Genomic DNA, 25,863 nt, shown 5'->3' on the forward strand with positions numbered 1-25,863 from the left:
GCTCGCGCCCCTATGCCCTTTGCCCGTCGTGACTGTTCACGAGATAGGTGGACATGGCGTCCGTGACGGTCGCCATGTTGTCGAGATAGAAGAAGTGCCCGCCCGGCATCAGATGCGTGACGCACTCCGCTGTGCCCAGGTCGTTCCAGCGTTCCGCCTCGGCCGGGGGCACGAGGTCGTCGCTCTCTCCGCCGAACACCACGATGGGGGTGTCCAACCTGCGCCGGACGTCGCCGTACGCGTAGTTCCTGAAGAGCTTCACGTCGCCCCGCAGGGTGCGCAGGGCCTGGCTCATGACCTCCGGGTGGTTCAGGAGGTCGTCGGAAATGCCCTCGTACATCCCCAGGATTCCCAGGAGCCACTCGTCGGTGATCTCCTCCTCGGTCGCCGGGTTCGGCCGGTGCCGGTGCGGAGGGACGGCTCCGGAGGCGAAGAGGACAGCGGGTGCGCGTCCCGCCGACTGTTCCCTCCAGCAGAGCTCGTACCCGACATAGGAGCCCATGCTGTGGCCGAAGACGTAGAGCGGCCCGTCGAGGTCGCCCAGGGCTTCGAGGATCTCGTCGACGATGCGGTGGAGGTCCGCCGCGACCGGTTCGTCGGCGCGCGACGCGCGAGCGGGGTACTGGGCCGCGAGGATGCGCAGGTCCTCGGGGAGCCAGTCCGCCCACGGGCCGTAGTTCTGCGCCGAGCCTCCCGCGTGGGGCAGGACGAGCAGCGTTCCCTGCCCGGGTCCCCCTGTTCCGGGGCGCATCTCCCACAGGCACGCGCCGGGCCTGCTCGCGCGGGTCGCAGGAGCGGGCGAACCCGCGGTCGGCCGTGCCGACTTCGCCACCCGCTGGTCGATGCGTTCGGCCAGTTCGGCCAGGACCGGCGCGTCGTTCAGCACCCTGACGGTGATTTTGATGTCCCAGTCCCTGCGTACGCGCAGGACGACCTTCGTGGCCAGCAGCGAGTCCCCGCCGACGTCGAAGAAGTCGTGGTCGCGCTTGACCTTGCCCTTGTCCAGCCGCATGACGTCGGCCCAGATCTCGGCGAGTCGCTGCTCGGTCGCCGTCTTGAAGTCGCTGTGGTGCATGCGCCCCCCTCTTCGGATGGATTGCGTTCGTGCGGTGCTCCCCCGTTCCCGGGCCGTGCCCGGGGTCTGTGCGCTGTTCCCGCCGTCCGGCGTCATGGCGTCAGGGGTGCGAGCGCGGCGGTGAGGGCGTCCCGGTCGGCCTTTCCGCTGGGGGTGCGCGGCAGTTCCGGCAGGACGGTGAGGGAGACCGGGATGAACTGCTCGGGCAGGAGTTCGGCGAGAGCCTTGAGCGTCCTCGCGCCGTCGAACGCGTCCTCGTCCACGTCCAAGGTCACGGCGGCGCGCAGCTGCCGGGAGCCCTCGGCGATGTCCACCACGACGGTCACCGCCTCGACGACCCCCGGCTGCTCCAGCAGGCAGGCGTCCACTTCCAGGGGGTTCACGCGCACTCCGCGGATCTTCACCTCGCGGTCGATCCGGCTGAGGAGGTGCACGCTGCCCTCCTCGACGCGCACCAGGTCACCGGTGCGGAAGGCGTGGCGGTGCCCCTGCGGTGTCGTCCGGTCGAGGGTGACGTACCGCTCGGCGTTGAGGGCCGGCTGGTTCAGATAGCCCACGGACAGCGGTGCGCCGGCGACCAGGAGTTCACCCACGGACGGTTCGCCCGCCTGGGTCGGGGCCACGAGGACCTCACAGCCCGGCAGCGGGCGTCCGATCGGGGGGAGCGTGGGCCACGTGTCGCTCGGTCCCGTGAGCGTGTGCACCGTGACCATGGCGGACTCGCTCTGCCCGTAGTGGTTGTTCAACCGGCAACCAGGGAGGCGACGGAAGAGGGCACGGACCGCCGGGGTGCACACGAGCTGCTCACCCGCGGTGTTCACCTCGGTCAGGGCGAGCTGCTCCAGGGAGTCCGTGGCCTCGGCGGCCACGGCCAGCATGTGCAGGGCGACGTAGGGCAGGAACAGGCGCTCGACGCGGTGGTCGACGAGCCAGTCCAGGAGAGCGATGGGGTCGCGCCGGAGCGACTCGGGCATGACGATCAGCGTTCCGCCGCCGCAGAGGGTTCCGAGTACTTCCTGGAACCACACGTCGAAGTTGAGCGGGGCGAACTGGGCCGTGCGCAGGTCCGGGCGCACCGAGTGGCGCCACTGCCAGGCCGCCATGTTGTCGACGCAGCGGTGGGGCAGGGCCACGCCTTTGGGCAGCCCCGTTGAACCCGAGGTGTAGATCACGTATACAGGGAGGTCCGGTCGACAGGACAGCAGCGAGAGCGCGGCCGCGGCCTCCGCGTCGGCCAGGTCGGGCGCGGCGGGGATGCGGACCGCTTCGGCCTTGCGGTCGAAGGCAGGTTCGTCGCCGCAGTACAGCAGCAGTCGGGCCTCGCTGTCGGCGGCCATGTGCTCCAGGCGCCTGACCGGATACTCGACGTCGAGGGGCACATAGGTCGCGCCCGCGCTCACGGTGGCCAGCATCGCCGCGACGACTGCGGCACTGCGTGGTCCCGTGACCGCCACCCGGTCGCCCGGGCGAATGCCGTGGTCGACGAGGAGATCGGCGATGTGACCGGCCCAGGTCGCGAGCCGGGCGTAGGTCAGTGCGTGTTCCTCGTCCTGGACCGCGATGTCTTCGCTTCGCTCTTTCACGGTCTCGGCCAACGACTCCAGCAGGCACCGCACTTCGGCGTCGCCGCCCCAGAGCGCGTACGCCCCCCGGCCCGGCGCCGGCGCCCTTGATTCCTCTGTCATTGTTGCCCCCCAGGGCATGTCCATAGTGACGGCCAGGTCGCCGTCGGGATCAGCAATTCATCTCTGCTTCCGTCCGGGCATTCCACAGGTCTCAGCTGTGGAAAGCGCCGAAAGTCCCGCCCGCGGAAATGTGTGTCGGCGGCGCGCGCCATGACGAACTGTTCGCGGCGCGGCGACGATCCGCGCCGTTCGGGTGGTTGCGCTGAGACTCTTCACGGGGACCGACGAAGCGGGACTCTCCCCGCCTGCTCCGGCTCTACGGCCAGTTCTTCCTCGCCCGTTTCCACCGTGTCGACGCGATGGGAAGGGGACCTTGCCGGTGCTTCCTGGAACAGGTTTCCAACGGCAGAGGCGGCACTGCGCATGGCCCATTGACGCGGAGTTGCGTGTCGTCCTTGCGTGGCTTCACGTCGGGCACGGGTCCCGGTTATGCGGAAACAAAGTGTGGGACCGAGATTCATGGCGACGTTATCCCGGCCCTATTCCTCAGTCAACACCTCCGCTGCGGCGCCCTGTTGCCGCGCAGACCGTTTCGCGCTTCGTGCGCACAGGCCGAGTTCGCGTCCTTCGACAAGGTGTCGAATGGCGACCGGGCTTTTCGATCACCGTGCCGTCGGGTGATGGTGAAAGTCGCCTTGATGGAGAAGACACGTACCGCATTCATTGATGCATTCGAAATTCTTTCACGACCGGAAGCGCCCCACTCGGATTCGGCGCCCCGCACGGACCGGGCCCGGGGCCGCCTCGGCGGCCGGGACGCCCCCGGAGAGACGGCGCCGCACTCCCCTCACCGCACCGATGACATCAGGCCATGCGCCCTGCGGCGCAAAAGCAACCATCCGCCCCGGATCGGGGGGCATGCTACTCCCCCTGGTGGTGGCCGAAGTTACCCCCTGCGCGTTCATGACATGCGAGCGGCATGTTTGCATGTGTCCATGATCATTAACGAGCAGCAAACAGCCGCGCCGCGGACGTACGTGGACCGCATCCTGGAGCACTGGCACAAGGACGAAGAGGCCGAGGCCCTCGTCCAGGGCGCGCAGCGGCTGACCCGGGGCGAGGCCCGCCGACGGCTGTTCAGGCTGGGGCACGCACTGCGCCGGCAGGGGCTCGAACCCGGGGACGGAGTGGGGCTGTTCCTGGCCAATCGCGTGGACTCCGTCCTGGTACAACTCGCGGTCCACCTCATCGGCTGCCGCGTCGTCTTCCTGCCGCCCGAGCCGGGCCCCGGCGAGCTCGCGGCGCTGGTCGAGCAGTCCCGGGCGCGCGTCGTGGTCACCGACCCGCTCTTCGCGCAGCGGGCCGCCGACGCGGCCGGACGCAGCGTCCACGCCCCCGCCCTCGTCAGCCTCGGCCCCTGCGCACAGCCGTGTCCGGACCTGCTCGCCCTGGCGGCCGACTGCCCGGCGGAGCGCCCCGGCGGCGTGCCCGCCCCGGCGGCGGACGAGGCCGTCACCGTGCTCTACACCGGCGGCACCCTCGGCCGCCCCAAGCTCGCCGCGCACAGCCACCGGCTCTACGACACGCTGGTCGACATCGCGGAGGACGATCCGCAGGACTCCCGCGCCGGGTTCTTCCCGACCATGGACCCGGGCACGGACCGGGTGCTCGCCTCGACGCTGCTCACGCACGGCAGCGGCCACCTCACCTCGATCCAGGCGCTGGTGACGGGGTCCGCCCTCGTCGTGCTGCCGGAGTTCGACGCGGGCGCGGCCCTGACGGTCCTTCGCGAGGAGCGGATCACCGCCACCATGTTCGTGCCGCCGATGCTGTACGCGGTTCTCGACCACCCGGAGTGCGTGCCCGGCGCCCTGCCCGCGCTGCGCCGGATCGTCGTGGGCGGCGCGGCGACGTCGCCCAGCCGACTGCAGCAGGCGGTCGAGGTCTTCGGGCCCGTGCTCAGCCAGGGCTACGGGCAGTCGGAGGCGCTCGGCATCACCGCGTTCGGCGCGGAAGACCTCGCTGCGGAGGGCTCCCGCCGTCCCGAACTCTGGCGCAGCTGCGGTCGCGCGATATGCGACACCGAGATCGAGATCCGCGGTGAGGACAGCACCTCGGCGCTGCCCGTCCGGCAGGTCGGTGAGGTGTGTGTCCGCGGCGAGACGGTGATGCTCGGCTATTTCGAGGACCCGCAGCGCACCGCCGAGGCTCTCAACGACGGCTGGCTGCGCACCGGCGACATGGGCTACCTCGACGCCGAGGGGTACCTCTACCTCGTCGACCGGGCCAAGGACATCATCGTCACCGGCAGCACCAGTGACAACGTCTACTCCCGGGTCCTGGAGGACTTCCTGCTCACGCTGCCCGGGGTGCGCAACGCGGCGGCCCTCGGCGTACCGGACGAGGAGTACGGGGAGGCCGTACAGATCTTCCTGGCCACGGCCGAGGACGTCGACGTCGACCCGGGCGCGGTCGGCACGGCGGTGACCGCCGAGCTGGGCGCGCTGTACATGCCCCGCGGGACCGTCCTGCTGAAGCAGCTTCCGACGACCAAGGTCGGCAAGGTCGACAAGAAGGCGCTGCGCGCCGCGTGGACGAGCGGGGCCTTCGGCACGCCCTAGAAGCGCGTCCTGCGAAAAGTGTTGTCCCCAGGCCCTCCGCCCGGTCTCCCCTACGTCGGACCGACCGACGATCACCACAGAGTGGAGCGCACATGCACCTGGGCAAGGACAACACCGACGCGGAGCGCGGCCGTCACGGGCGGAGCCGTCGCGGGCCGAAGGTCCGCGTGCTGGCGGGCGGGGCCGTGGCGGCGGCCGCCCTCGCGTCGGTGGGGACGTTCGCCCTCGCGGACACCTCCGGCGGCGAGAAGCCGGACACCGCCGTCGCAGCGGCCGAGAAGCGCCCGGCGCTGAGCAAGGCCGCGCGGTACCAGAAGCAGCTCCTGGTCCTCGTCAACGCCGAGCGGGCGAAGGCGGGGTGCCGGCCGCTGCGTCTGGACCGCCGGGTTCAGGCCGCCGCGCAGGCCCACGCCAAGGACATGGCGGCGCGGAACTACTACGACCACACCAGCCCCGAGGGCAAGAGCGCGGGCGACCGGATGCGCAAGGCGGGATACCGCGCCGGGGCGTGGGGCGAGAACATACACAAGGGCCCGAAGGGCCCCAAGACCGCCATGCGTGACTGGATGCGCAGCTCCGGGCACCGCGCCAACATCCTCAACTGCGCGTACAAGGACTTCGGCGCAGGGGTCAGCCTGAAGGCCAACGGCCCCTGGTGGGTGCAGAACTTCGCCACGAAGCTCTGAGGCCCGGGCGGGTTCAGGGCCTCGCGGACAGGTCCTGGACCCGCCACGTCCGTGTGGGGGGGGGACACCGCCGGGGCAGTGGCGGCTACAGCGAGATCTTCCGTTCGTCGGCCGTGAGGCCGCGGAGCGCCCAGAGGCCGTACAGGGCGAGGAGCGGCTTGACCACCGTCCACTCCCCCGGGCGGTAGTCGTCCGCGCGGACCAGCCGCTCGGCGAGGTCGGGGCGCTGCCGCCGCACGTACGCGCGCGCCTTGAGGGCGTGAGCCGGCTGGGAGACGATCTTGATGCGGTCGGCGTCTTCGAGCAGGGGGATCACGTTCGTGACGTTCTCCCAGGTCGTCCGGCTCCGGTCTTCGAGGACCACCGTGCCGCGGAAGCCGAGCACCGACGTCGCGTAGTCGGCCATCACTTCGGCCTCCGTGGCGCCGCCGCTGGTCGCGCCGCCGCTGAAGATCACGCGCGTGTCACCCGCCCCGCCGCCGGTGGCCGAGCGGATTCCGGCGCGAACGCGCCAGCGGTTGATGACGTTCGCCGTCGCCCGGGGGTTCTTGAAACCCAGCACGACCACGGCCTCGACCGCGCCTTCCCCGCGCCCCACGAGCGTGCGGGACCAGCGCCGGTTCAGCCACTCGCCCCAGGCCAGGGCCGCAGCCCCCGCCATCGCCGCTCCCGTCCTCCGTCGCCTGCGGCGACTCCACGACGCTGTCACGCGTCACCCTTCCTTCGGCGGCGCGGGCGGCCTCGGCGCGCCCGGAGGCGGCGCGATCTTTCCGTACGCGGCGGCCGGGGCCGCGGGTGCGGCGGGAGCCTGCTCCTCGCGGGGCAGGAGCGCGTCGCGGCGCGCGCCCGGGTCCCAGCCCGTCTCCACGACCCGCTTCTGCACGACGATGGCCCCGGCCAGGATCACCGCGCCCAAGAGCAGCATCAGGACGACGCCGCCCGCCGTCCCGGCCTTGGCGGCGTTGCCGATGAGGGAGCCGAACCAGCCGAAGTCGGCGTCGCCGAACGTCGTGTTCTCCTTGCCGAAGGCACCGAGGACCTCCAGGAGCAGCGCGGGCAGGAACGTGATGAGCACGCCGTTGAGGAAGGCACCGACGACAGCGCCGCGCCGCCCGCCGGTGGCGTTGCCGTACACCCCCGCGGCGCCACCGGTGAAGAAGTGCGGCACCAGACCGGGCAGCACCAGCGCGAGCCCGAAGGCGGGCTCGAAGATCCAGGTGAGCAGGCCGAGGCTGATCAGACCTCCGACGAAGCTGGAGATGAAGCCGATCAGGACGGCGTTCTGCGCGTACGGGAAGACGATCGGCGCGTCCAGCGAGGGCACCGCGCCCGGCACCAGCTTGTTCGCGATGCCCTGGAAGGCGGGCACGAGTTCGCCGAGGATCGTGCGGACGCCGAAGAGGATCACGGCGACGGCGATGCCGAACTGGAGTCCCTGCATGATCGACTGCATGACGTACGCGCCGACGTCGGGCGCGGCCGGGCCGCCGTCCGTGGCGAACGCCTTGAACGCGGTCTCCTTGCCCACCTTGGCGAGGAACACCAGCGACATGATCAGGTAGATGAGCACCATGGACAGGGCCGTGGCGACCATCGAGTCCCGCAGGAAGCGCAGTCCCTCGGGCAGCTTCATGTCCTCGGTGGAACGGCTGCGGCGCCCGACGAGCTGTCCCGTCGCTCCGGCGACGACGTAGCCCGCGGTGCCGAAGTGGCCGGTCGCGACGGTGTTGTTGCCGGTGACGCGCTTGGTCCACGGGTGGGCGAAGGCGGGCATCGCCACGAGCAGGATGCCGAGCAGGACACCGCCGACGACGACCACGACCCACGACTTCTGCCCGGCGGTGGCGAGCACCGTCGTCAGGAGCGTGGCCATGAACAGCATGTGATGGCCGGTCAGGAAGACGTAGCGCAGCGGCGTGAAACGCGCGAGCGCCAGGCTGACGGCGAAGCCGAGGATCATCAGCCAGGCCACGCGCGAGCCGTACTCGGCCTGGGCGATGCCGACGATGGCCTCGTTCGTCGGGATCACGCCGTGCGCGCCCGTCGAGCCCTGGATCATCTCGCCGAGCGGGGCGAGCGCCGCCACCACGAGCCCGGCGCCCGCGCCGATCAACAAGAACCCCAGCGTCGCCTTGATCGCGCCGCCGAGCACCTGGCCCGCCGACTTGCGCAGCGCGACCAGACCCGCGGCCGTGATGAGCCCGATCAGATACGCGGGCTGGCTGAGGATCTCTTCGACCAGGAACTTCGCTACCGATACCAGCCGGTCCACGGTGCCCTTCCTCCCACTTCTCCACCGTCGTGTGCGGTGGTCCGGCTCATACGTCGTAGGTGTCGCGCAGCACCCGGTCGGCCTCCGCGGTGGAGGTGAAGTCGTCCACGACCTTCACGGGGATGCCGACGTCGCCGAGGGTCCTGGCGATCTCGCGGGATGTGAGGATCGCGACGGCCTCGGCCGCCTTGCCCTTGGCGGAGATGGTGTCGGTCGCCTCCACGGTGACGTACCGGCCCCACCCCCAGCGATCGAGGACCTGCTCCAGGGTGTTCTTCAGGAACAGGCTCGTGCCCAGGCCGTTGCCGCAGACGGTGAGGATCTTGTGCACAGTCCGGCCGCCGCTCGCCTCGCGGTCCTGTGCGGGCCCCGGTGGACTCTCCCCCGCGAGCAGCGCCCGCAGGGCCTGCGGCGTGGGCGCGTCCCGCAGGGCCCGCTCGGTCTCCGGGTCCGCGAGCAGCCGGGCCAGTGAGGCCATCGCCTCGGTGTGCTGCGCGGCGTCCCGCGCGGCCAGCGCCACGACCAGGTCCACCGGGTCGTTCGTCGCGTGCCCGAACTCCACCGGCCGCGCGAGCCGTACCCAGGACATGCCCGTCCGCAGCACCGCCGGTGAGGGCCGCGCGTGCGCGAAGGCGAAGCCGGGCGCGAGCACGATGTACGGGCCGTTGTCCACGACGCTCTGGATCATCTCGGCGGTGTACGCGTCCGTGCTGCTGCCGGCCTGCACGAGCAGCTCACCCGCGCGGCGGACCGCCCCGCGCCAGTCCTCGGCCTCGACCCCGAGCCGGATCGCCTCCACCGGCAGCAATGCGCTCACAGACACCATGCGGCTGATCGTTTCACAGGCCACGGGGCCGGGCCGAGGGCTCGGGCCGTGCGGCTTCCCGCCGACGGGCCCGTTCCCGCTCAGTCGCTCTGCCGGTCCCAGAACGCGCAGTGGTGTGCGGTGGTGGCGTCCACCGGGCGGATGCCGTCCGGGCCGGGGGCCAGCGACAGCACGGTGGGGCCGACGGCGGAGCGGGGCCAGGTGGGTGCGCCCGCGGAGTTCGGGTCACCGGTGGTCGCGAACCGGGTCCAGTAGCCGGTCATGCGGGCCGCCAGCGCGTGTTGTCCGGGGGAGAACCGCGGCACCGTGTCCGTCGGGAAGAGGTACGGCAGCTCGAAGCCGTGCGCCGCCCCGTAGGGGTAGCCCTCCACCGCCGGCAGCTCCGCGAGGCGCGGCGCGTTCGTGTCACTGAAGAGATAGGCGTACGTGGGCACGCGCGCGGCCAGCGCGCGGTTCGCCCGCAGCGCGGGGCAGGTGAACGAGGCGTCGGACGTCAGGGCGGCCCAGGCCGACCCCGGCGAGGAGTGCGCCGTCAGCGGGTACTGCTTCTCGACGGCCGCCGCCGCCGCGCCGAAGGAGTGGACGAGGCGGGCCCGGTACGCGCTCGCGTCGGGGATCGGGTTCGTCGACTGCGTCAGGCCGAGGAAGAGCCGCAGCTCGTCCTTGTTGCTGCCCTGCACCACCGGCACACGGTGGAAACGGCCCTTCTCCAGGGCCCGGTCGGGGCGCAGGGGCAGCCCTGCGCCCCCGTAGGAGACGAGGGAGAACGTCTGCGTCAGCGAGGGCGTGACCAGTTGGCCGGGGCTCAGGCGGCGCAGGCAGTCGAGCGTCCCGCCCGGCCGTGCGCAGCCGAGTGCGGCGGCGGCCGCCGTGCCCGCCGTCTCCGTCCGGCTCCTCGGCACGAACGGCTCGTAGCGGGGTTGGAGGGGGAGGATGGCGCCGCGCGGGAACGCGGTCATGCAGGACCCGCTCTGCAGCACCGCCCGGTGGAAGAGCCCCGCGGACTTCGGCGAGGTGAGGTGCGCGCAGGCGCTCAGCGCCCCGGCGGACTCCCCGAACAGCGTCACCCGGCCCGGGTCCCCGCCGAAGCGGGCCGCGTTGGCCCGTACCCAGCGCAGCGCCGCCCGCTGGTCGGCGAGGCCGAAGTCGGTCGCGCCGCGCAGCTCGGGGTGGCCGAAGAAGCCGAGGACGCCGAGCCGGTAGTTGAGCGTGACGACCACGGCGTCGCCCTGGACGGCGAGGCGCTCGGCCCGGTACGGGGAGCCCGAGCCGATGGTGAAGCCGCCGCCGTGCACCCAGACCATGACCGGCCGGCCGCGGCCCTTCGCCGCGGCGGACGGAGTGGAGGGCACGGTCACGTTGAGGGTGAGACAGTCCTCCGAGCCGGTCACCGGACCGGGCCCGAACTGCGGGAGCTGGAGGCACTTCGGGCCGGGCGCGCCCGCGTCGCGCACCTCGTGCCAGGGCCGTGCCGGTCGCGGGTCGCGCCAGCGCAGCGGCCCGGTCGGCGGTGCGGCGAAGGGAATCCCCTCGAAGGTGTCGTACACGCCGTGGGACCGGCCCCGTACCGGCCCGTGGTCGGTGACGACGACCGGGCCGTCGTCACCCGGGCCGCGCGCGGCCGGTCGGCCGGGGGCCTCGGCGCCCGTGGCCGGTGCGGTGAGGAGAGCGGACAGCGTGAGGACCAGCGCGCACAGCGCGCCGCCTCGGCGTCGTGAGGGACGGGGTTCCGGCATGGTGACGTCCTTCGGCGGCCGGGGGCCCACGGTGGACCCGAGCGCCCTGGTACGTACCCGGGACCGCGCGTGGTCACCTGTTCGGAATGCACCCATATGGCGGCGGACAGGAGCCTCGCTCCGTCCCGTGACTCCCTGTCGGAACGCTTGTCATGCCGTCGGGGCGGGCGTTGTCTGGGCGAGGACGCCCGGTACGGCAACGCAACGGAAGGAGCGAACGATGCGCCATGGCGACATCGCCTCCGGCCCGGACACGGTCGGGGTCGCAGTGGTGAACTACAAGATGCCCCGGCTCCACACCAGGGCCGAGGTGCTCGACAACGCCCGGAAGATCGCCGAGATGGTGAAGGGCGTCAAGGTCGGCCTGCCAGGGATGGACCTCATCGTCTTCCCCGAGTACTCCACGCACGGGATCATGTACGACCCGGGCGAGATGCTGGACACCGCCTCCCGCGTGCCGGGCGAGGAGACCGAGGTCTTCGCCGCGGCCTGCCGCGAGGCGGGGGTCTGGGGAGTCTTCTCCCTGACCGGCGAGCGGCACGAGGACCACCCGCACAAGCCGCCCTACAACACCCTCGTGCTCATCGACGACCAGGGCCGGATCGCGCAGAAGTACCGGAAGATCTTCCCGTGGTGTCCGATCGAGGGCTGGTACCCGGGGGACGCCACGCGGGTGACCGAGGGCCCCAAGGGCATGCGGATCTCGCTGATCGTCTGCGACGACGGCAACTACCCGGAGATCTGGCGGGACTGCGCGATGAAGGGCGCCGAGCTGATCGTGCGCTGCCAGGGCTATATGTACCCGGCCAAGGACCAGCAGGTCCTGATGGCCAAGGCGATGGCCTGGGCGAACAACTGCTACGTCGCGGTCGCCAACGCCACCGGGTTCGACGGCGTCTACTCCTTCTTCGGGCACTCCGCGCTCATCGGCTTCGACGGGCGCACGCTGGGCGAGACCGGCGAGGAGGAGTACGGCATCCAGTACGCGCAGCTGTCGGTGTCCGCCATCCGGGACGCGCGCGCCCACGACCAGTCGCAGAACCACCTGTACAAGCTGATGCACCGCGGCTACTCCGGTGTGCACGCGGCGGGAGAGGGCGAACGGGGCGTGGCGGAGTGCCCCTTCGACTTCTACCGGCTCTGGGTGACCGACCCGGCCAAGGCCGCGGAGAACGCCGAGGCGATCACCCGTGACACGGCCGGTGTCGCGGACTGCCCGGTGGGCTCGCTGCCCGTGCCGCCCCCGAAGGAGGACTGAGGCCTGCGGTGTACGCGTGCCGGGGCCCGGCGCCGTCGCGGCACCGGGCCCCGAGGGGTTCCGTCGCGGTCAGGGGGTGCCGAGCGCGGACAGGGTCGCTGTCGCGTCGGCCAGGCCCGCGCCGCAGCCGCCTGAGCAGCTGCCCGGCAGTGAGCGGGCGTTGGCCTTGATGGTCGACTCGACCCGGGCCGGGCTGATGCCGGGCTCGGTCTGGTACATCAGCGCGGCGAGCCCGGCGATGTGGGGCGCGGCCATGCTGGTGCCCTGGTAGGCGACGTAGGTCTCACCGCCGACGCCGCGGGCGCCGGAGTTCAGGGTGGACAGGATGCCGTCGGCGGTGTTCGGCGAGGTCTCGCCGCCGGGGGCGGTGATGTCCACGACGCTGCCGTAGTTGGAGTAGACGGCCCGGTTGCCCTGGCGGTCGGCGGCCGCGACGGCGATGACGTTCTTGCAGCTGGCCGGGTTGAAGTTCGCGGCGTTGGCGTTGGAGTTGCCGGCCGCGACGACGACGGTGGTGCCGCGGTTCACCGCGGCGTTGACGGCGCTCTGGGTGCCCGCGTCACAGGCACCGCCGCCGCCCAGGCTCATGTTGATGACGTCGGCCGGGTAGGGGTTGGCCGCGACGCCCTGCACGGTCCCGCCGGAGGACCAGGTGATGGCGTCGATGATGTCCGCCGTGGTGCCGCCGCACTTGCCCAGGACGCGGACGGGCTGGACCTTGGCCCGGTGGGCGATGCCCGTGATGCCCTTGGCGTTGTCGCCCGAGGCGGCGATGGTGCCCGCGACGTGGGTGCCGTGCCAGGAGTTGTTGGTGTCGCGGGCGGGGACGGGCTGCCCCTTCGCGTCGGTGCCGCACTCACCGCGGTTCATCCAGTCGCCGGGGTCCGCGGAGTTGCTGTCCCGGCCGCCGCCGTCCTGGGCCATCCAGGGGTCGGAGATGAAGTCGTAGCCGGGGACCACGTTGGCGGCCAGGTCGGAGTGGGCGACGTAGCCGGTGTCGATGACCGAGACGTTGACGCCCTCGCCGGTGGCGCCCTGCGCCCAGGCGCCGGGGACCTTCATGCCGGCCTTGTCCTCGAAGAGGTCCCACTGCTGCGCGTAGTAGGTGTCGTTGGGGTCGGCCGCGGCGTACATACGGGTGTCGGGGACGACGTACGCGACGTCGGGGTCGGCGGCGAAGGCGGCCATGACGTCCTTGACGTCCTTGGTGCCGAGGTCGTCACCGAGGTCGACCAGGGCGGCGCCGGTGCCGAGGCGCCGCTCGAAGGCGAGGCTCTCGCCGACGTCATCGCCCTTGGCGCGGGCGTCGGCGCGGGCCTCGGCGTTGGAGGTGGCCTCGTCGGCGCGTGCGGTGTAGCCGACGATGAGGCGCTCGGTGGGGACCGCCTTCGCCACGGACGCGCCGGGTACCGCGGCGGAGTCCGGGCCCGGGGCTGCGACGACGGTGGTGACTCCGGTGCCGACCAGGACGGCGGCGCCGACCGTGGCCAGCAGGGATATGCGTATGCGTCTGGAACCGCTCAAGATGTGCCTTTCACGGGCTGGTCCGGGCATGCCGGACCAGCGGTTCGTGCCGTGCATGACAATTTGCTCCGCGCCTGTGCCGAATGGTGCGTGTGGGGATGTGGGGGCGGCACAGGCCCGGGGGCGCGCGGGGCTCTGGGGAGACGCCGTGACGCGCTCCCGGCCGGACGCACGCCTGTCCGTCACGCAGGACTCGTACGGCCTGCAACAGATGAACGTTCGACCAACCGGTGGCACGGAACTTATGGCCGGGGGAACAGCGCGCCTATCCGGGAGGCCCAACCTACGGATACGCAATTAACCATGCCCGCAGGCCGCGTTGGTCTAGGCCTGACCTGGGGTTTTGGTGGTGACGCGAGCACCGGTCCCGTCAACGCGGGCCTTGCCGGGCGGCGTTGGGGTCGCAGCGGAAGACCTACGGGGCCAGCTCCTGTCGGGTCGCGGTGCCCAGTTTGCGCATGGCCCGGGCGACGTGCTGTTCGACCGTACGGGGCGACAGGTGCAGGGTGGTGGCGATCTCGCGGTTGGTCAGCCCGTTGCCCGCGAGCTCGGCGACTTCGCGCTCGCGCGGGGAGAGCTGGTCGCGGTAGGAAGGCCGCCCGGGGCGGCGGCGGTGCTTCTCGGGCTGGTGGACGCGCGAGAGCGCGCGCACGCGCGCCGCGTCCCAGGCCGCGCCGAGGTCACTGAACTGCTCGGCGGCGAAGGCGAGATCGGCGAGGCCCCGTGCGCGGGGCGTGCCGGGTGTGGCGCCTTCGTCGGGTGCGGCGTCTTCGTCGTGCGTGTCGCCGTGGTCGTTGTCCGTCGTGTCGCGGTCGTCGGCTGTGGAGCGAACGCCGGATGTGTCCTGGTCATCCGGTGTGTCGTGGTCGCCGGGTGTGTCGCGGACATCGGGTGTGTCCTGGCCATCGGGTGTGTCGGCGTCCGCCTCCCGCAGGGCGCAGCGTCCGGCGCCCTCGGCCGTCAAGGCGTGGGCGTAGGGCCGAGGAAGGGCGGCGAACGCACTCGCCGCCCGCTGGTAGAGGGGGCGGGCCCGGGCCGGGTCGTCGGTCGCCTCGGCCAGCGCGGCACGGGTCCACCACAGGGCCGCGTCGGCGGCGGGGGACGCGAGGCCCTTCAGACCGTCGGCGAAGGTGTCCACGAGCCGGCGCGCGCCCGCGGTGTCGCCGTCGCGGGCCAACGCCTCGACCGCCCAGGGCGCCAGCTCCGCCGCCCAGACGAACACGCCCTTGGTGACGATGTTGTTCCAGGCGGCACGGGCCTGCGCGGCCGCGTCGGCGAAGTCCTGCCGCGCCAGGGCGAGGCGGATGAGGGCCCCGGCGAGGGTCGCGCCCAGGGGGGCGGCGGCGTGTTCGGCCAGGGGCGCGTCCTTGCCCGACAGCCATGAGGCCGCCGGGCCCCACCCACCGCGGGCGAGGTTGAGCAGCCCCAGGACGGTGCGGGCGTCGGCCGAGATGACGGGCATGTCGGCGGTTTCGCGGACGAACGCCTCGCAGCGCTCACCGAGGCCTTCCCACTGTCCGGTCGCCCACTCCAGGAGCAGCCGGGTGCCCATCGCCGTCCGCTCGGTGTAGGGGGCACCACTGCGCGCGGACAGCTCCAGGCCCTGGTCGAGCAGTTCGCGGGTGCGGTCGTAGAAGCCCAGCCACACCGAGGAGTCCGCGGCGTTGCACAGGCCGCGGGCCGCGTGGCGGCGGCAGCGGGGGTCGGGGCTGTCGACGGGAAGGGCCTTCAGCAGCTCCCACCCCTCGGGGTTGCCGTAACTGAGGGCCAGGCCCGCCCGGTTCGCGGCCACCGCGGTCTTCACGACCTCGTCGCCGCTCGCCGCGCTGGCCCGCTCCGCGTCGCGCATCCACGCCAGGTGCACGTCCAGGGAGTTGCCCGGCCAGTAGGGCATGGCCAGGGCCGACATCGCCCTGGCCGCGAGCTCCGGACGCGCCTCGCGCAGCTCCGCGGCGGACCGTTCCAGCTCCGCCCAGCCGTGCGTGCTCATGCCGACCTGGTTGCACAGCAGGAGTCCCAGGTCCAGACGCATCTCGCCGCGTACGGCCTGCGGCAGGTTCTCGTCCCGCACGATCTGCGTGAGCACCTCGACCGTCTGGTCGGAGCGCAGCGCGACGACGGCGCTGGCGGCCAGGACGGGGGCGAGGCGCGCTCGCGCGGGGTGCGACACGAGCGGCGAGGCGAGGGTGTCCTCCAGAAGGGCGATGACTTCCTGGTGGTGGCCCTCGGCCGCGAACTCGCGGGCCGCGCGTTCCACCGCCCGCAGCCACGCGCGCATCTCGCCGCCCGCCCGGCGGTGCCGGGCCAGGGCCGCCCATGGCACGGGGTGCCTGCGCTGGAGCAGTGCGGCCGCCCGGCCGTGCAGCTCCTGGCGCACGGGTCCGGGGACCGTCTCCAGCACGGCCTCGGCCGCGAGCGGGACGGGCAGGGCGTAGCGGTGCTCGGCGTCCTCAAGGAGGGCGGCTCGCGCGAGGGCGGCCACCAGCGCGTCGCGGCCGTCATGGCCTCCCCGGTCGCCGTGGTCGTCGTCGTCCACTTCCTGAGCCGTACGCGCCTCAAGCCCGGCCACGGTCAGCAGGTCCGCCCCGGACGCCGGTTCGCCGAGGACCGCCGCGGCCCACACCACGCGCCGTGCAGGACCGGGCAGGGCGTCGGTGCGGTGCAGCATCAGCTCGGCAAGGCGTACGGGCACCCCCGCGGCGTCCACGTCAGCGGCGGTGCAGCGCTCCCCCGCGCTGTCCCGCAGCACGGCCAGCAGGTCGACCACCACCTGGGCCACACCGCCCGACCGCTCGTGCAGCCGAGCCACGGCCTGAGGGCCACACCCCTCCCCCAGGGCCTCACTCGCCGCCTCGGCCACCTGACCGGCGTGCCACGGCAGCACGCGGTGGCGCAGTATCACCAGGTCGTCGGGGTAGCGAAGCGGCGCAGGACCGAACGGCAGACCGGGCCGGGCCAATTCTTCGGGGCGGTAGGTGACGACGACGGCTGTCTGCGGCCCGGCCTTCGCCACCAGGACCCGTATCCGGGCCAGAGCCTCCTCGTCCGCCGTGTGTACGTCGTCCACCAGCACCAGCGCGGGGGCGTCGGCGGCGACATCCGGAGTCTGACGGTCGCCGGAGCGCCAGGGGATCACCACGCCGACGGCCTCCGGCAGCTCGGCCAGGCGCCGCAGCAGCCGGCTCTTGCCGGCGCCCGCGGCTCCGGCGACCAGGACGAGGACGGGACCGGCGTCCTTCTCGGCCAGTGTCCGCCGTATCCGGCCTTCCCAGAATTCCTCACCCTGCGTGACCACGCTGCTCCTGTACGCCGTCTACCAGGCCTTCCGGCCTTCTTTGCGTATCCGTATTTCGCCCGGCACTGATTGCTTTCCGCCTGCTGCGGTTGACAGCGTGCTAAGCGCCCGTGATGCGACGCTCCGGGCACGGCAGCGGGAGGACCGCATGATCACCGCCCAGTACGCGCAACCGTCCCGAACGGGCACCGGTGCCATCCCGGCCGCGTCCGCGGCGCCCACTGGCCCGGCCACCGTGCACCGCGAGTCGCTGGCCACGCTGGCGGCCACCGCCGCCGCGGCTCCGGCCCTGCGCCGCTTGGCGACGACGTCCGCGCGGGCCTGGCACCTCGATGCCGCCACCCGCGAGGCGCTGGCGCTCGTCGTCACTGAGCTGGTCACAAATGTCATACTGCACAGCGGCAGCCCCCGTGTCACTCTGCGGCTGCGTCTCCTGCCCGGCGTCCTGCGCGTCGAGGTCCACGACACCGGCTGCTGGCACCGCCGTGTGACGCGCCGCCCCGACCGGCACACCACCGCGCCGGACGACGCCACGGCGGACCTCCTGCACGCCGAGTCCGGCCGCGGCCTCGCCCTCGTGGAGGCCTACGCCGCCCACACCACGATCCGCCCCTCCCGCACGGGCACCACCGTCCTCGCCGAACTCCCCCTGCCCTGAGCAGCAGCTCCCCGCGGGTCGGGGGTCACCCGCCACCCGCGTGCTCGGCTCACAGGCGGACCGACGCGGTGAGTCGTCGCAGCGCGTCCTGAGCGGGCGGCCCCCAGGTCGGCTTGCCTCCGGGGCGGCCGTGGACTCCGGCGTGCCCGATGTGGAGGCAGGCGAGGGCGCGCAGCACCGCCCAGCCGCGGGCGCGGCGCAGGGTCGCGGCGTCCGGGCTCGGCCGACAGGCTTCGTGGAAGAGGTCGAGGGCTCCGTCCGGCAGCAGGATCCAGGCGGCGGCGAGGTCGAAGGCCGGGTCACCGGCGAAGAGGTCGCCGAAGTCGATGACGCCGCAGAAGGTGCCGTTCGAGGTCAGGACGTTGGCCGGATGCAGATCGCCGTGGAGCCAGAGCCGTGGTCCCGCCCAGCCCGGCGCGGCGGCGGCGTCCTCCCAGACCGCGCGGACGGCCTCCGGGTCGCGTACCAGCCCCAGGTCGGTGGCCGAGGCGAGGCCTTGGGTGAACCCTTCAGCGGTGTCGGCCAGCGCGCCGCCACGGTCGCGGCCCGCCGGTGCCCGGTCGGGCGCGGGGCGGTGGAGGGCGGTCAGGAAGGCGGCCAGGCCGACGGCCGCCTCCGCGGCGCGCGTGGCGGGAGCGTGGTCTGCGGGCTCGCCCGGCACCCAGGTGGTGACGAGCCAGGGCCGGGGAAACCGTGCGGAGGGCTCGCCGAGGCGCTGCGGCACGGGAACAGGCAGGGGCAGGAGGGGGGCGAGGGCGGGCAGCCAGGCGTGCTCCTTGCGCAGCAGCTCGTCCGCGGACCGCGTCGCCCAGGGCACCCTCACGGCGAGGTCGTCGCCGAGCCGCCACACTTGGTTGTCCCAACCGCGCGCCCCGAGCTTCAGGGGGCGGTCCGCCAGGTCCGGGTGCTGTGCGCGCAGCAGATCCCGGATCAAGTCCTCGGTGATGTCCGTGTCGGGTGCCGTCATGGGGAGCAACGGTAGTGGGGCGGCGGTCCGCACGGGTTCCGGGGCGATCCGGGTCACGTCCCGGTGCCCCAGGGGCTTTTGCAGCGGACGATCCGGTCCGGCCGCCCGGGTCCAAGAGCCGTCGGTCGCCTACGCGTCGTCCACGGCCTGGGCCTCGACGATGCTCAGGACGGTGGGAGTGGGAACGACACGGGTCAGCCGCAGGCCCGCCTCGGTCAGCACGCCGCGGAAGTCCTCGTACGTGCGCTCACGCCCCACCAGCGAAGCCATCATCAGCAGGTCCAGGTCCTTGGCCTGATGGGGGCGGTTGTCGGGTGCGACGACCGCGTCCACCACGAGGATCCGCCCGCCCGGGGCGAGCGCGCGGCGGCAGGCGCGCAGCAGGCGGACGCACTGCTCGTCCTGCCAGTCGTGCAGGATGCGCTTGAGGACAACGACATCGCCCGTGGGCACCTCGGTGAAGAAGTCGCCCTCCGCGGTGGACCACCGTCCGGCGAGCGCCGCGTCGTCGGCGAGGCGGTGCCCGGCCACGACGTGGGCCTGGTCGTACAGCACACCACTGAGCCCCGGCCCGGCCCGCAGGATCGCGGCGAGGAACCCGCCCTGGCCTCCGCCGACGTCCACGACAGTGCCGGTCTTCGGGAAGTCGTAGGCCCCGGCGATCGGTCCGTTCTCCACGCTGGACATGGCGGCCATGCCGTCGTGGAAGACGGCCGCGGTCTTGGCGTCCTGGGCGAAGTGGTCGAAGAACGGCCGCGTGAAGACGGCCTCGAAGACGGATCCGCCGGTGCTCAGGCAGTGGTCCATCCGGCCCGCCGGGAGCCAGAACGTACGGTCGGTGATCATGAGGACCCCGTCCCGTACCGAGTCCGGGACGTCGGACCGCAGTGCTTGCCCCGCCGCCTCCAGGCGGAAGTGCCCCCGCTCGTCCTCACTGAACAGGCCCCGCGTGGCGAGCAGCCGGAGCACCCGGGTCAGGGCCGCCGGGTCGGTCTCGGTGGCGGTGGCCAACTCGGCGGGGGCGCGCGGCCCGTCGGCCAGGTGGTCGGCCACGCGCGCGAGCGCGGCCGCCCTGAGCGCGGCCGGGAACACGAAGCCGAGCGCCGCGTCGATGAGTGCGGCACCTCCCCCGCCCCCGCCGTGCGCACCCCGCTCACCAGCAGTGCCCATGTCACCCATCGCCCCGGCTCCTTCCGCTCCCGTGCCCGGTCGAGCACAGCCGTGCCCCACGGCCCGCTCCCTCAACCCCGGCGTCCGCCGCACGGGTCACCAATGGCGTGTTCTGAGCGTCACGGGCCAGGCCCTGGCTTCACCGGTCACGCCGAGGTGAGGTCCGGCTTCCAGTCCTCGACGAGGAGCCCCAGCAGCACCTCGTCGACGAACTCGCCCATCACCCAGGCCGAGGAGCGCAGCACACCCTCGCGGACGAAGCCGTTGCGCTCGGCGGAGCGCAGCATCGCGGCGTTGTCCGACAGGGTCTCGATCTGCAGGCGGTGCAGGCCGCGCACCACGAAGCCGTAGTGGCACAGGATCGCGACCGCATCCGTGCCGTAGCCCTTGCCGCGCGCGGACGGCAGCATTCCGAGGCCGATGTGCGCGGACCGGTTGTGGGGGTCGATGTTCCACAGCACCGCGTCGCCGACGAGCGCGCCGCCCGCCAACTCCACGACGGAGAAGGCGGCGTGGCGCTGCTCCTCGTCGTCCACCGCGAAGCGTGACTCCTTCGAGCCGGGCGTGATCGGCCGCCACGGCCGGGTGTCGGACCGCGCCTGGTTGGCCACGTCGTCGTGGAGTTCGGCGTGCAGGACGGGCACGTCGTCCTCGTGCCGGGCCCTGAGCCCGACCTTGCTCCCTCTCAGCATGCGAGCTTCCTATCCGACCGTGCCGAGCGGCGGCAATCCAATAAAGCGGCGCGGGAACCGAGTTCACCGCGTACGCGCCCGCCGCGGGAGTTCTGTCCGGAACAGCACCCCGCGGAGCGCCCCCGGACGCCTCGTCCGCCGATCAAGCCGCTAGCCTCCGTACGCATGACCGATACACAAACCCACGACCAGCGCGTCGGTGAGCTCGTGAGACCGCCTGCCCACCGCGTCCTGTGGTGCGCCGCGGGCGCCACCGCGTTCTTACTCCTCGCCGACCTCGGTACGCGTGCCTACAACCACTACGACTCCATCCCGACCATCCGCAGGTTGGTGAACGTCGACGTCGAGGCCAATTTGGCCACGTGGTGGAACAGCACGCTCCTGTTGGCCGTGGCGGGCGTGGCGCTGACCGCGGCACTGCTCAGCGGGCGCGACACGCGCCCCGGGCGGCTGTCGTGGCTGGGCCTGGCCGCCGCGACCGCGCTGCTCAGCATCGACGAGACGGTGTCGTTGCACGAGCGCCTCGGCGAGGTCGGCCGGTCGTGGAAGGAATGGGCCGGGGGTGCGCTGCCCACGCACGCCTGGGTGCTGCCCGGGGCGCTGCTCGCGGCGGCGGGCACCGTCTGCGCCGTGCTGTGGGCGCGGGGGCTCCCGCGCGATCTGCGCAACGGGGTGCTCAGCGCGCTGGGGGTGTATCTCGGCGGGGCGCTGGTGACCGAGGCGTTCAACGGCTGGGCACTCGAGAACGGCCACAGCGTCGTGCTCATGCTGGGAACGCTCGTGGAGGAGGGTTTGGAGATGAGCGGCTGCATCGTCGCCCTCGCCGTCCTCAGCCGTTACGTGCTCCTTGAGCGTGACCCCGCGTCCGGACGCACGGCGGTGAGGCTGCGGGACGGCCGGACCGCGTAGCGGCCGCACGGGGGTGCGTGTCCGATTACTCAGTTCCTCGACTATTCTGAATTCCGTAATAGTCGGTGGAGCAGAGGAGCGACCTCGGTGGCAGCACACGCGGCAGCCCTTGGGACGGCGGCCTGGACCCGGGCGGCCCTGCCGCTCTGCCTCCTCGGGGTCCTCGACAGCGAGGCCAAGAGCTATGGGTACGCCCTGCTCAGCCGCCTCGCCGACGCGGGACTCACCGGCGTGAAGCCCGCCGCCCTCTACCCCGCCCTGAGCCGCCTCGAAGAGGAAGGCGCCGTCGAGATCGAGTGGGGCGCGGGAGAGGGCGGGCCCGGGCGCAAGTACTACCGGATCACCGAGGCGGGGCGGCAGCGACTGGGGCGGGAGCGGGCCGCGTGGCACGCGTTCACCGCCATGGTCGCCACGCTCGCCGACGGTGCGGGGGACGAGGAGTAGCCGTGGCCACGTCACAGCACGAGTCACAGAAGCAGACGCGGAAGCACAACCTCCGTTGGGACCTCGACGAGGACGCGGACTGGGCGGCGACGGTCGAGCTGCGCCTCGTCCTCGACCACGACGCGCCCGCGGGGCTCGCCGACGACGTCCTCGCCGAGGTGCACGAGCTGGTGCGCGAGGAAGGGCGGACCGCCCACGACCTGTTCGGCGCGCCGGAGGCGTACGCGCGCGCCGTCGCCGAGGAACGCGTCAGTGAGGAGTACCGGGCGCGGACCGACACCCACGGCCTCACTCCCGGGGAGCGGCTGCTCGCCGCGTTCGGCACGCTCGGGGTGGTCGGTGCCGTCCTGTGCGCCATCGACTGGGTGCACGACGGGCTGTGGGTGAGCGTGAGCTGGCCGGGCGTCGTGGGCATCACCACCGTCGTCCTGGCCGTCGGCCTGATCACCGTGGCCGTGGTGGCGCGGTCCGCCGGGCGCTTCAAAGGCGCGTACGCCTTCGCCGCCGGTGTGCCCGCCGTCATCGCGGCCGGGGGCGGGGTCGGTGTCGCCGTGCCCGAGGTGCAGTTGTTCGCCGTGCCCGTGCCGGTCCTCATGGCGGGGTGCGCGGCCTGCGCCGTGGGGGCCTTCGCCGTCCCGGAGCGGGTCGTCGACCGGTGGTTCGCGGTGCGCCCGCCCGCGGGCCGCGACGACGCCGCGTGGCTCGACCGGCTCGGCGGACTGCTGCGCGGGCGGCACGGCATGACGGCGGCCGAGGCGCGCGGGCACGTGCGCGAGGCACGGCAGCACCTCGCCGCCGTGGAGCCCGGCGAGCACGCCGAGGACGTCTTCGGGGACGTCGGGATCTACGCCCTCCGGCTCGCCGACGGCCCCCGCAAGAAGGAGCGCGCGGCCCGCCGCAAGATGTACGGGACGCTGCTGCTGCTCGGCGTGGTCACCCTGCTGTTCGTGGACCACGTGCTGGACTCGGAGACGTCCTTCGACTTCTGGCTCGCGCTCTACACCGGCGTGGTCGGCAGCCTGGGCTGGACGGCGGTCGGCGAGTGGCGCGCCAGCCGCCGCCCGGACGCCGCCGCGCCTGACGGCACCGACTAGCCGCTGTCGCCGCTCGGCCGCGTCGGTACGCGGCTCGGCGGCGTCCAGCAGGCACGTGACGTCAGTCCGGGCACACGTGACGTCAGTGCAGGCACAGGCAGAACGGATGCCCTGCCGGATCCGCGTAGACACGCCAGTTGGCCTCCGGCCGGAGCTGGTCCGTCCGCTCAAGGACCGTGGCGCCCAGGTCAAGGGCCCGCTTCTCCTCCGCTTCGAGGTCGTCGACGTCGAAGTCCAGGTGGAGCTGTTGCGGGTACTGCTGGCCCGGCCACTCGGGCGGGCGGTAGCCGTCCACGCGCTGACAGGCCAGCGGTGTCCCCTCGAACCCGTGCACTTCGACCCAGTCGGAGTCCTCTGGGTCCGCGACCACTCGGCCGCCCAGCAGCTCCGCGTAGAACGTCGCGAGCCGTACCGGATCCGCACAGTCCAGTGCGACCGCTTGCAGCTTTCGAATCATGTCCAGCGCCTTTCGCTCCGAGGGCATTTCGGTGAGGTTCCGTACGGGACGGCTCGTACCCACTGGGGCGGGGGTGTACCGCTGGGTTCACCCGAAGCGAAGGCACCTCACCGCATCGGCCTCCCGGTGGCCGCCGGGTGCCCTCACCTCGTGTCGGGGGCCGGGCGTACGGGCCGTAACCTGGACTTCCGTGGAAGCACGTACACACAACGACACCGTTCCCGCGCCCGCTTCGCCGCTGCGGGTCTTCGTCCTCGACGACCACGAGGTGGTGCGGCGGGGCATACGGGACCTGCTGGACGCCGAGCCCGACATCGTGGTGGCCGGGGAGGCCTCGGACGCCGCCGAGGCGCTCGCCCGCGTCCCCGCCGTCCGGCCGGACGTCGCGGTCCTCGACGTACGCCTCGGCGAGGGCGGCAGCGGCGACCACGCGGGCGTGGAGGTGTGCCGGGAGCTGCGCGCCCGCATGCCGGACCTCGCCTGTCTGATGCTCACGTCGTTCGACGACGACGAGGCGCTGTTCGACGCGATCATGGCGGGCGCGGCCGGTTACGTGCTCAAGCGGATCGACGGCTCGGACCTGGTGAACGCCGTGCGCACGGTGGCGGGCGGGGCCTCGATGCTGGACCCGCGCGCGACCGCCCGGGTGATGGCGCGGCTGCGCGAACCGGAGCCCGAGCCCGCCCGCTCGCCGGAGCTGGAGCGCCTGTCACCGCGCGAGGCGGAGATCCTGGCGCTGATCGGCGAGGGCCTGACGAACCGGCAGATCGCCGACCGGCTGTTCCTCGCCGAGAAGACCATCAAGAACCGGGTCTCGTCCATCCTCACCAAGCTCGGCGTCGGCCGCCGCGTCCAGGCGGCCGTGATCGCCGAGCGGCTGCGCGAGCAGCAGGGCGCGAGGCGCTAGCCGCGGAGCGCGCGGGAGTTCAGTCGCCGGGCAGCGGCACACGCCACACGATGCGGGTGCCGCCCGCCTCCGGGGACTCGACGGTCAAGGACCCGGCGTACTGCTCGGCCCGGGAGCGCAGATTGACCAGACCGCCGCTGCGCCCCGCGGAGTTGCCCGGACCGGAGATGCCTGCCCCGTCGTCCGTCACGGTGAGCGTGAGGGCGTCCCCCGTGGCCGGAACGGCGAGCACCACGTCCGCCCGACCGGCCCGGGCGTGCCGGGCGACGTTGCTGAGGGCCTCGGCGGCCACGGCGAGGACGTGCTCGGCCACGTCGGCCGGCACGGTGGAGTCCACCGGTCCGTCGATGCGCAGGGACGGGCTGAAGCCCAGGGACTGGGCGGCGAGGCGGGCGGTCTCCGGCAGCCGGTGGCGCAGCCCGGGCCCGCCCCGGTCGTCGCCCGCGGACCGCAGTTCGAAGATGGTCGACCGGATGATCTCGACGGTGGTGTCCAGGTCCCGCACCGCCCGCGCCACGCGTTCGGCGGCGTCCGGATGCTCGATCATGCGGGTCGCGCTCTGCAGGGTCATGCCGGTGGCGAAGATGCGCTGGATCGCCAGGTCGTGCAGGTCGCGGGCGATGCGGTCGCGCTCCTTGAGGACGGCGAGCTCCTCCGACTCGGTGCGGTGCCGGGCCAGTTCGAGGGCGATCGCGGCCTGGTCGGCGAAGCGGGAGACCAGCGGCACTTCGGTGTCGTCGAAGGCCGGGCGGCCGGATCGCCTGCTCAGGCGCAGGGCACCGGGGGCCGAGGTGCCCTGGGGCAGCGGGACCACGATGGTCGGGCCGTACGCCGCCGCGCCGAGCGGATGGGCGCGCGGGTCGCTGTCGGCGTCCGCGGTGGCCACGGCCTGGCCGTTGCGGGCGGCGAGCCCGGCCAGCGACCCCCGCGCGGGCAGCGTCGCGCCCTCCATGCGCGCGGCGCCGGGGCCGTGCGCCACCTCCACGGTGAGCAGGTCGCCGCCCGCCGGGGCCGGGAGCAGCACGGCGGCGAGGTCGGCGTCGGCCACCTCGCTCGCGCGGCGGGCGATCAGACGCAGGACCTCGCGGGAGGCGGTCCCCGCGAACAGGCTGCGGGTGATCTCGCTGAGCGCCTCCAGCCAGCGCTCGCGCCGTCGGCTCTCGTGGTAGAGGCGGGCGTTGTCGATCGCCACTCCGGCGGCGTTGGCCAGCGTCGTCAGGACGGCCTCGTCGTCGGCGTCGAATCCGGCGCCGCCGCGCTTCTCGGTCAGGTAGAGGTTGCCGAACACCTCGTCGCGCACCCGGATGGGCACCCCGAGGAACGTCCGCATCGGCGGGTGGTGCGCGGGGAAGCCGAAGCTGGCCGGGTGGCGACCGAGGTCCGTCAGGCGCAACGGCGCCGGATTGCTGATCAGTTCGCCCAGGATGCCGCGTCCGCAGGGTGCCTGCCCGATCCGGGCGGCCAGTTCGTCGGCCATCCCCACCGGCAGGAACTGCGAGAGGCGGCGGCCGTCGCCGATCACGCCGAGGGCCCCGTACTCGGCGTCGGTGAGCGTGACCGCCGCCTCCACGATGTCGCGCAGGACCTGGGGGAGTTCGAGGCCGTGCCCCAGGTTCATGACGGCGTCGAGGAGGTTGTGGATGCGGT

At 72.8% G+C, this 25,863-nt stretch carries 20 protein-coding genes and 1 pseudogene; 8 read left to right on the plus strand and 13 right to left on the minus strand.

The features are described 5' to 3' along the window. Nucleotides 1-10 precede the first annotated feature (10 nt). Both MQV74_RS40510 and MQV74_RS40515 read right to left on the minus strand, forming a co-directional pair. Nucleotides 11-1,075 (minus strand): thioesterase II family protein, encoded by a 1,065-nt coding sequence (locus MQV74_RS40510; protein WP_242729449.1) that lies wholly within the window; start codon nucleotides 1,073-1,075, stop codon nucleotides 11-13. 92 nt (nucleotides 1,076-1,167) lie between these two features. Beyond that, the gene (locus MQV74_RS40515) at nucleotides 1,168-2,658 is read right to left on the minus strand and encodes an amino acid adenylation domain-containing protein (protein ID WP_242729450.1); all 1,491 of its coding nucleotides are present in this window, start codon (nucleotides 2,656-2,658) and stop codon (nucleotides 1,168-1,170) included. A 1,037-nt stretch (nucleotides 2,659-3,695) separates the two neighbouring features. Here MQV74_RS40515 and MQV74_RS40520 point away from each other — a divergent pair. Both MQV74_RS40520 and MQV74_RS40525 read left to right on the plus strand, forming a co-directional pair. Then, nucleotides 3,696-5,321: a class I adenylate-forming enzyme family protein gene (locus MQV74_RS40520; protein WP_242729451.1), complete on the plus strand. Its 1,626-nt coding sequence runs from the start codon at nucleotides 3,696-3,698 to the stop codon at nucleotides 5,319-5,321. A gap of 92 nt (nucleotides 5,322-5,413) precedes the next feature. Continuing rightward, on the plus strand, nucleotides 5,414-6,007 hold the full coding sequence (locus tag MQV74_RS40525; RefSeq protein WP_242729452.1) for a CAP domain-containing protein: 594 nt from the start codon (nucleotides 5,414-5,416) through the stop codon (nucleotides 6,005-6,007). An 85-nt stretch (nucleotides 6,008-6,092) separates the two neighbouring features. Here MQV74_RS40525 and MQV74_RS40530 read toward each other — a convergent pair whose 3' ends face one another. From MQV74_RS40530 to MQV74_RS40545, 4 genes are all read right to left on the minus strand, one after another. Further along, nucleotides 6,093-6,668 carry a YdcF family protein gene (locus tag MQV74_RS40530; RefSeq protein ID WP_242729453.1) on the minus strand — a complete coding sequence of 192 codons (576 nt, stop codon included), beginning with the start codon at nucleotides 6,666-6,668 and terminating at the stop codon, nucleotides 6,093-6,095. Nucleotides 6,669-6,719: 51 nt separating this feature from the next. Next, nucleotides 6,720-8,279 (minus strand): PTS ascorbate transporter subunit IIC, encoded by a 1,560-nt coding sequence (locus MQV74_RS40535; protein WP_242729454.1) that lies wholly within the window; start codon nucleotides 8,277-8,279, stop codon nucleotides 6,720-6,722. A 46-nt stretch (nucleotides 8,280-8,325) separates the two neighbouring features. Continuing rightward, entirely contained in the window at nucleotides 8,326-9,105 is a 780-nt protein-coding gene (locus MQV74_RS40540; RefSeq protein WP_242729455.1) for a PTS sugar transporter subunit IIA, read from the minus strand. Nucleotides 9,106-9,185: 80 nt separating this feature from the next. After that, entirely contained in the window at nucleotides 9,186-10,841 is a 1,656-nt protein-coding gene (locus tag MQV74_RS40545; RefSeq protein ID WP_242729456.1) for a carboxylesterase/lipase family protein, read from the minus strand. A gap of 220 nt (nucleotides 10,842-11,061) precedes the next feature. On the opposite strand from MQV74_RS40545, the gene MQV74_RS40550 reads away from it, so the two are divergent. Next, the gene (locus MQV74_RS40550; protein WP_242729457.1) at nucleotides 11,062-12,099 is read left to right on the plus strand and encodes an aliphatic amidase; all 1,038 of its coding nucleotides are present in this window, start codon (nucleotides 11,062-11,064) and stop codon (nucleotides 12,097-12,099) included. Between the two features lie 81 nt (nucleotides 12,100-12,180). Here the strand turns inward: MQV74_RS40550 and MQV74_RS40555 are convergent. Continuing rightward, nucleotides 12,181-13,653: pseudogene (locus MQV74_RS40555) on the minus strand (S8 family peptidase); the annotation flags it as partial. A gap of 385 nt (nucleotides 13,654-14,038) precedes the next feature. Further along, on the minus strand, nucleotides 14,039-16,918 hold the full coding sequence (locus MQV74_RS40560) for a helix-turn-helix transcriptional regulator (protein WP_242729458.1): 2,880 nt from the start codon (nucleotides 16,916-16,918) through the stop codon (nucleotides 14,039-14,041). A 148-nt stretch (nucleotides 16,919-17,066) separates the two neighbouring features. Between MQV74_RS40560 and MQV74_RS40565 the strand changes: the two genes are divergently transcribed. Further along, complete coding sequence (locus tag MQV74_RS40565; protein ID WP_242729459.1) at nucleotides 17,067-17,576, plus strand: ATP-binding protein; 510 nt, start codon at nucleotides 17,067-17,069, stop codon at nucleotides 17,574-17,576. A 49-nt stretch (nucleotides 17,577-17,625) separates the two neighbouring features. On the opposite strand, the gene MQV74_RS40570 is transcribed toward MQV74_RS40565, so the two are convergent. The 3 genes from MQV74_RS40570 to MQV74_RS40580 all read right to left on the minus strand — a co-directional run bounded on the left by MQV74_RS40570 (nucleotide 17,626) and on the right by MQV74_RS40580 (nucleotide 20,405). Then, a complete protein-coding gene (locus MQV74_RS40570; RefSeq protein WP_242729460.1) occupies nucleotides 17,626-18,543 on the minus strand; it encodes a phosphotransferase in 918 nt (305 codons plus the stop codon). A 129-nt stretch (nucleotides 18,544-18,672) separates the two neighbouring features. Continuing rightward, nucleotides 18,673-19,713, minus strand: coding sequence for a methyltransferase (locus MQV74_RS40575; protein WP_242729467.1), 1,041 nt, complete (start codon nucleotides 19,711-19,713; stop codon nucleotides 18,673-18,675). A 146-nt stretch (nucleotides 19,714-19,859) separates the two neighbouring features. Continuing rightward, on the minus strand, nucleotides 19,860-20,405 hold the full coding sequence (locus MQV74_RS40580; RefSeq protein ID WP_242729461.1) for a GNAT family N-acetyltransferase: 546 nt from the start codon (nucleotides 20,403-20,405) through the stop codon (nucleotides 19,860-19,862). A gap of 165 nt (nucleotides 20,406-20,570) precedes the next feature. Here MQV74_RS40580 and MQV74_RS40585 point away from each other — a divergent pair, with 165 nt between their 5' ends. From MQV74_RS40585 to MQV74_RS40595, 3 genes are all read left to right on the plus strand, one after another. Then, a complete protein-coding gene (locus tag MQV74_RS40585) occupies nucleotides 20,571-21,314 on the plus strand; it encodes a hypothetical protein (protein WP_242729462.1) in 744 nt (247 codons plus the stop codon). Between the two features lie 87 nt (nucleotides 21,315-21,401). After that, a complete protein-coding gene (locus MQV74_RS40590) occupies nucleotides 21,402-21,758 on the plus strand; it encodes a PadR family transcriptional regulator (protein WP_242729463.1) in 357 nt (118 codons plus the stop codon). Nucleotides 21,759-21,760: 2 nt separating this feature from the next. Continuing rightward, complete coding sequence (locus tag MQV74_RS40595; RefSeq protein WP_242729464.1) at nucleotides 21,761-22,852, plus strand: hypothetical protein; 1,092 nt, start codon at nucleotides 21,761-21,763, stop codon at nucleotides 22,850-22,852. Between the two features lie 82 nt (nucleotides 22,853-22,934). On the opposite strand, the gene MQV74_RS40600 is transcribed toward MQV74_RS40595, so the two are convergent. Next, nucleotides 22,935-23,309, minus strand: coding sequence for a VOC family protein (locus MQV74_RS40600; RefSeq protein WP_242729465.1), 375 nt, complete (start codon nucleotides 23,307-23,309; stop codon nucleotides 22,935-22,937). 190 nt (nucleotides 23,310-23,499) lie between these two features. Between MQV74_RS40600 and MQV74_RS40605 the strand changes: the two genes are divergently transcribed. Continuing rightward, nucleotides 23,500-24,216: a response regulator gene (locus MQV74_RS40605; RefSeq protein WP_242729466.1), complete on the plus strand. Its 717-nt coding sequence runs from the start codon at nucleotides 23,500-23,502 to the stop codon at nucleotides 24,214-24,216. A gap of 19 nt (nucleotides 24,217-24,235) precedes the next feature. Here the strand turns inward: MQV74_RS40605 and MQV74_RS40610 are convergent. Continuing rightward, nucleotides 24,236-25,863: sensor histidine kinase (locus tag MQV74_RS40610; protein ID WP_278195524.1), on the minus strand; the 1,628-nt coding region annotated here is incomplete at its 5' end.

This window comes from Streptomyces sp. AN091965 (assembly GCF_022698285.1).
In the GTDB taxonomy this organism is placed as follows: Bacteria; Actinomycetota; Actinomycetes; order Streptomycetales; family Streptomycetaceae; genus Streptomyces.

Bases quoted from the DNA above. Each gene is read 5' to 3' on its own strand.
- MQV74_RS40540 (WP_242729455.1), bottom strand. From the start codon at position 9,105: ATGGTGTCTGTGAGCGCATTGCTGCCGGTGGAGGCGATCCGGCTCGGG.
- MQV74_RS40565 (WP_242729459.1), top strand. From the start codon at position 17,067: ATGATCACCGCCCAGTACGCGCAACCGTCCCGAACGGGCACCGGTGCC.
- MQV74_RS40510 (WP_242729449.1), bottom strand. From the start codon at position 1,075: ATGCACCACAGCGACTTCAAGACGGCGACCGAGCAGCGACTCGCCGAG.
- MQV74_RS40550 (WP_242729457.1), top strand. From the start codon at position 11,062: ATGCGCCATGGCGACATCGCCTCCGGCCCGGACACGGTCGGGGTCGCA.
- MQV74_RS40575 (WP_242729467.1), bottom strand. From the start codon at position 19,713: ATGGGCACTGCTGGTGAGCGGGGTGCGCACGGCGGGGGCGGGGGAGGT.
- MQV74_RS40545 (WP_242729456.1), bottom strand. From the start codon at position 10,841: ATGCCGGAACCCCGTCCCTCACGACGCCGAGGCGGCGCGCTGTGCGCG.
- MQV74_RS40570 (WP_242729460.1), bottom strand. From the start codon at position 18,543: ATGACGGCACCCGACACGGACATCACCGAGGACTTGATCCGGGATCTG.
- MQV74_RS40525 (WP_242729452.1), top strand. From the start codon at position 5,414: ATGCACCTGGGCAAGGACAACACCGACGCGGAGCGCGGCCGTCACGGG.
- MQV74_RS40580 (WP_242729461.1), bottom strand. From the start codon at position 20,405: ATGCTGAGAGGGAGCAAGGTCGGGCTCAGGGCCCGGCACGAGGACGAC.
- MQV74_RS40520 (WP_242729451.1), top strand. From the start codon at position 3,696: ATGATCATTAACGAGCAGCAAACAGCCGCGCCGCGGACGTACGTGGAC.
- MQV74_RS40530 (WP_242729453.1), bottom strand. From the start codon at position 6,668: ATGGCGGGGGCTGCGGCCCTGGCCTGGGGCGAGTGGCTGAACCGGCGC.
- MQV74_RS40600 (WP_242729465.1), bottom strand. From the start codon at position 23,309: ATGATTCGAAAGCTGCAAGCGGTCGCACTGGACTGTGCGGATCCGGTA.
- MQV74_RS40585 (WP_242729462.1), top strand. From the start codon at position 20,571: ATGACCGATACACAAACCCACGACCAGCGCGTCGGTGAGCTCGTGAGA.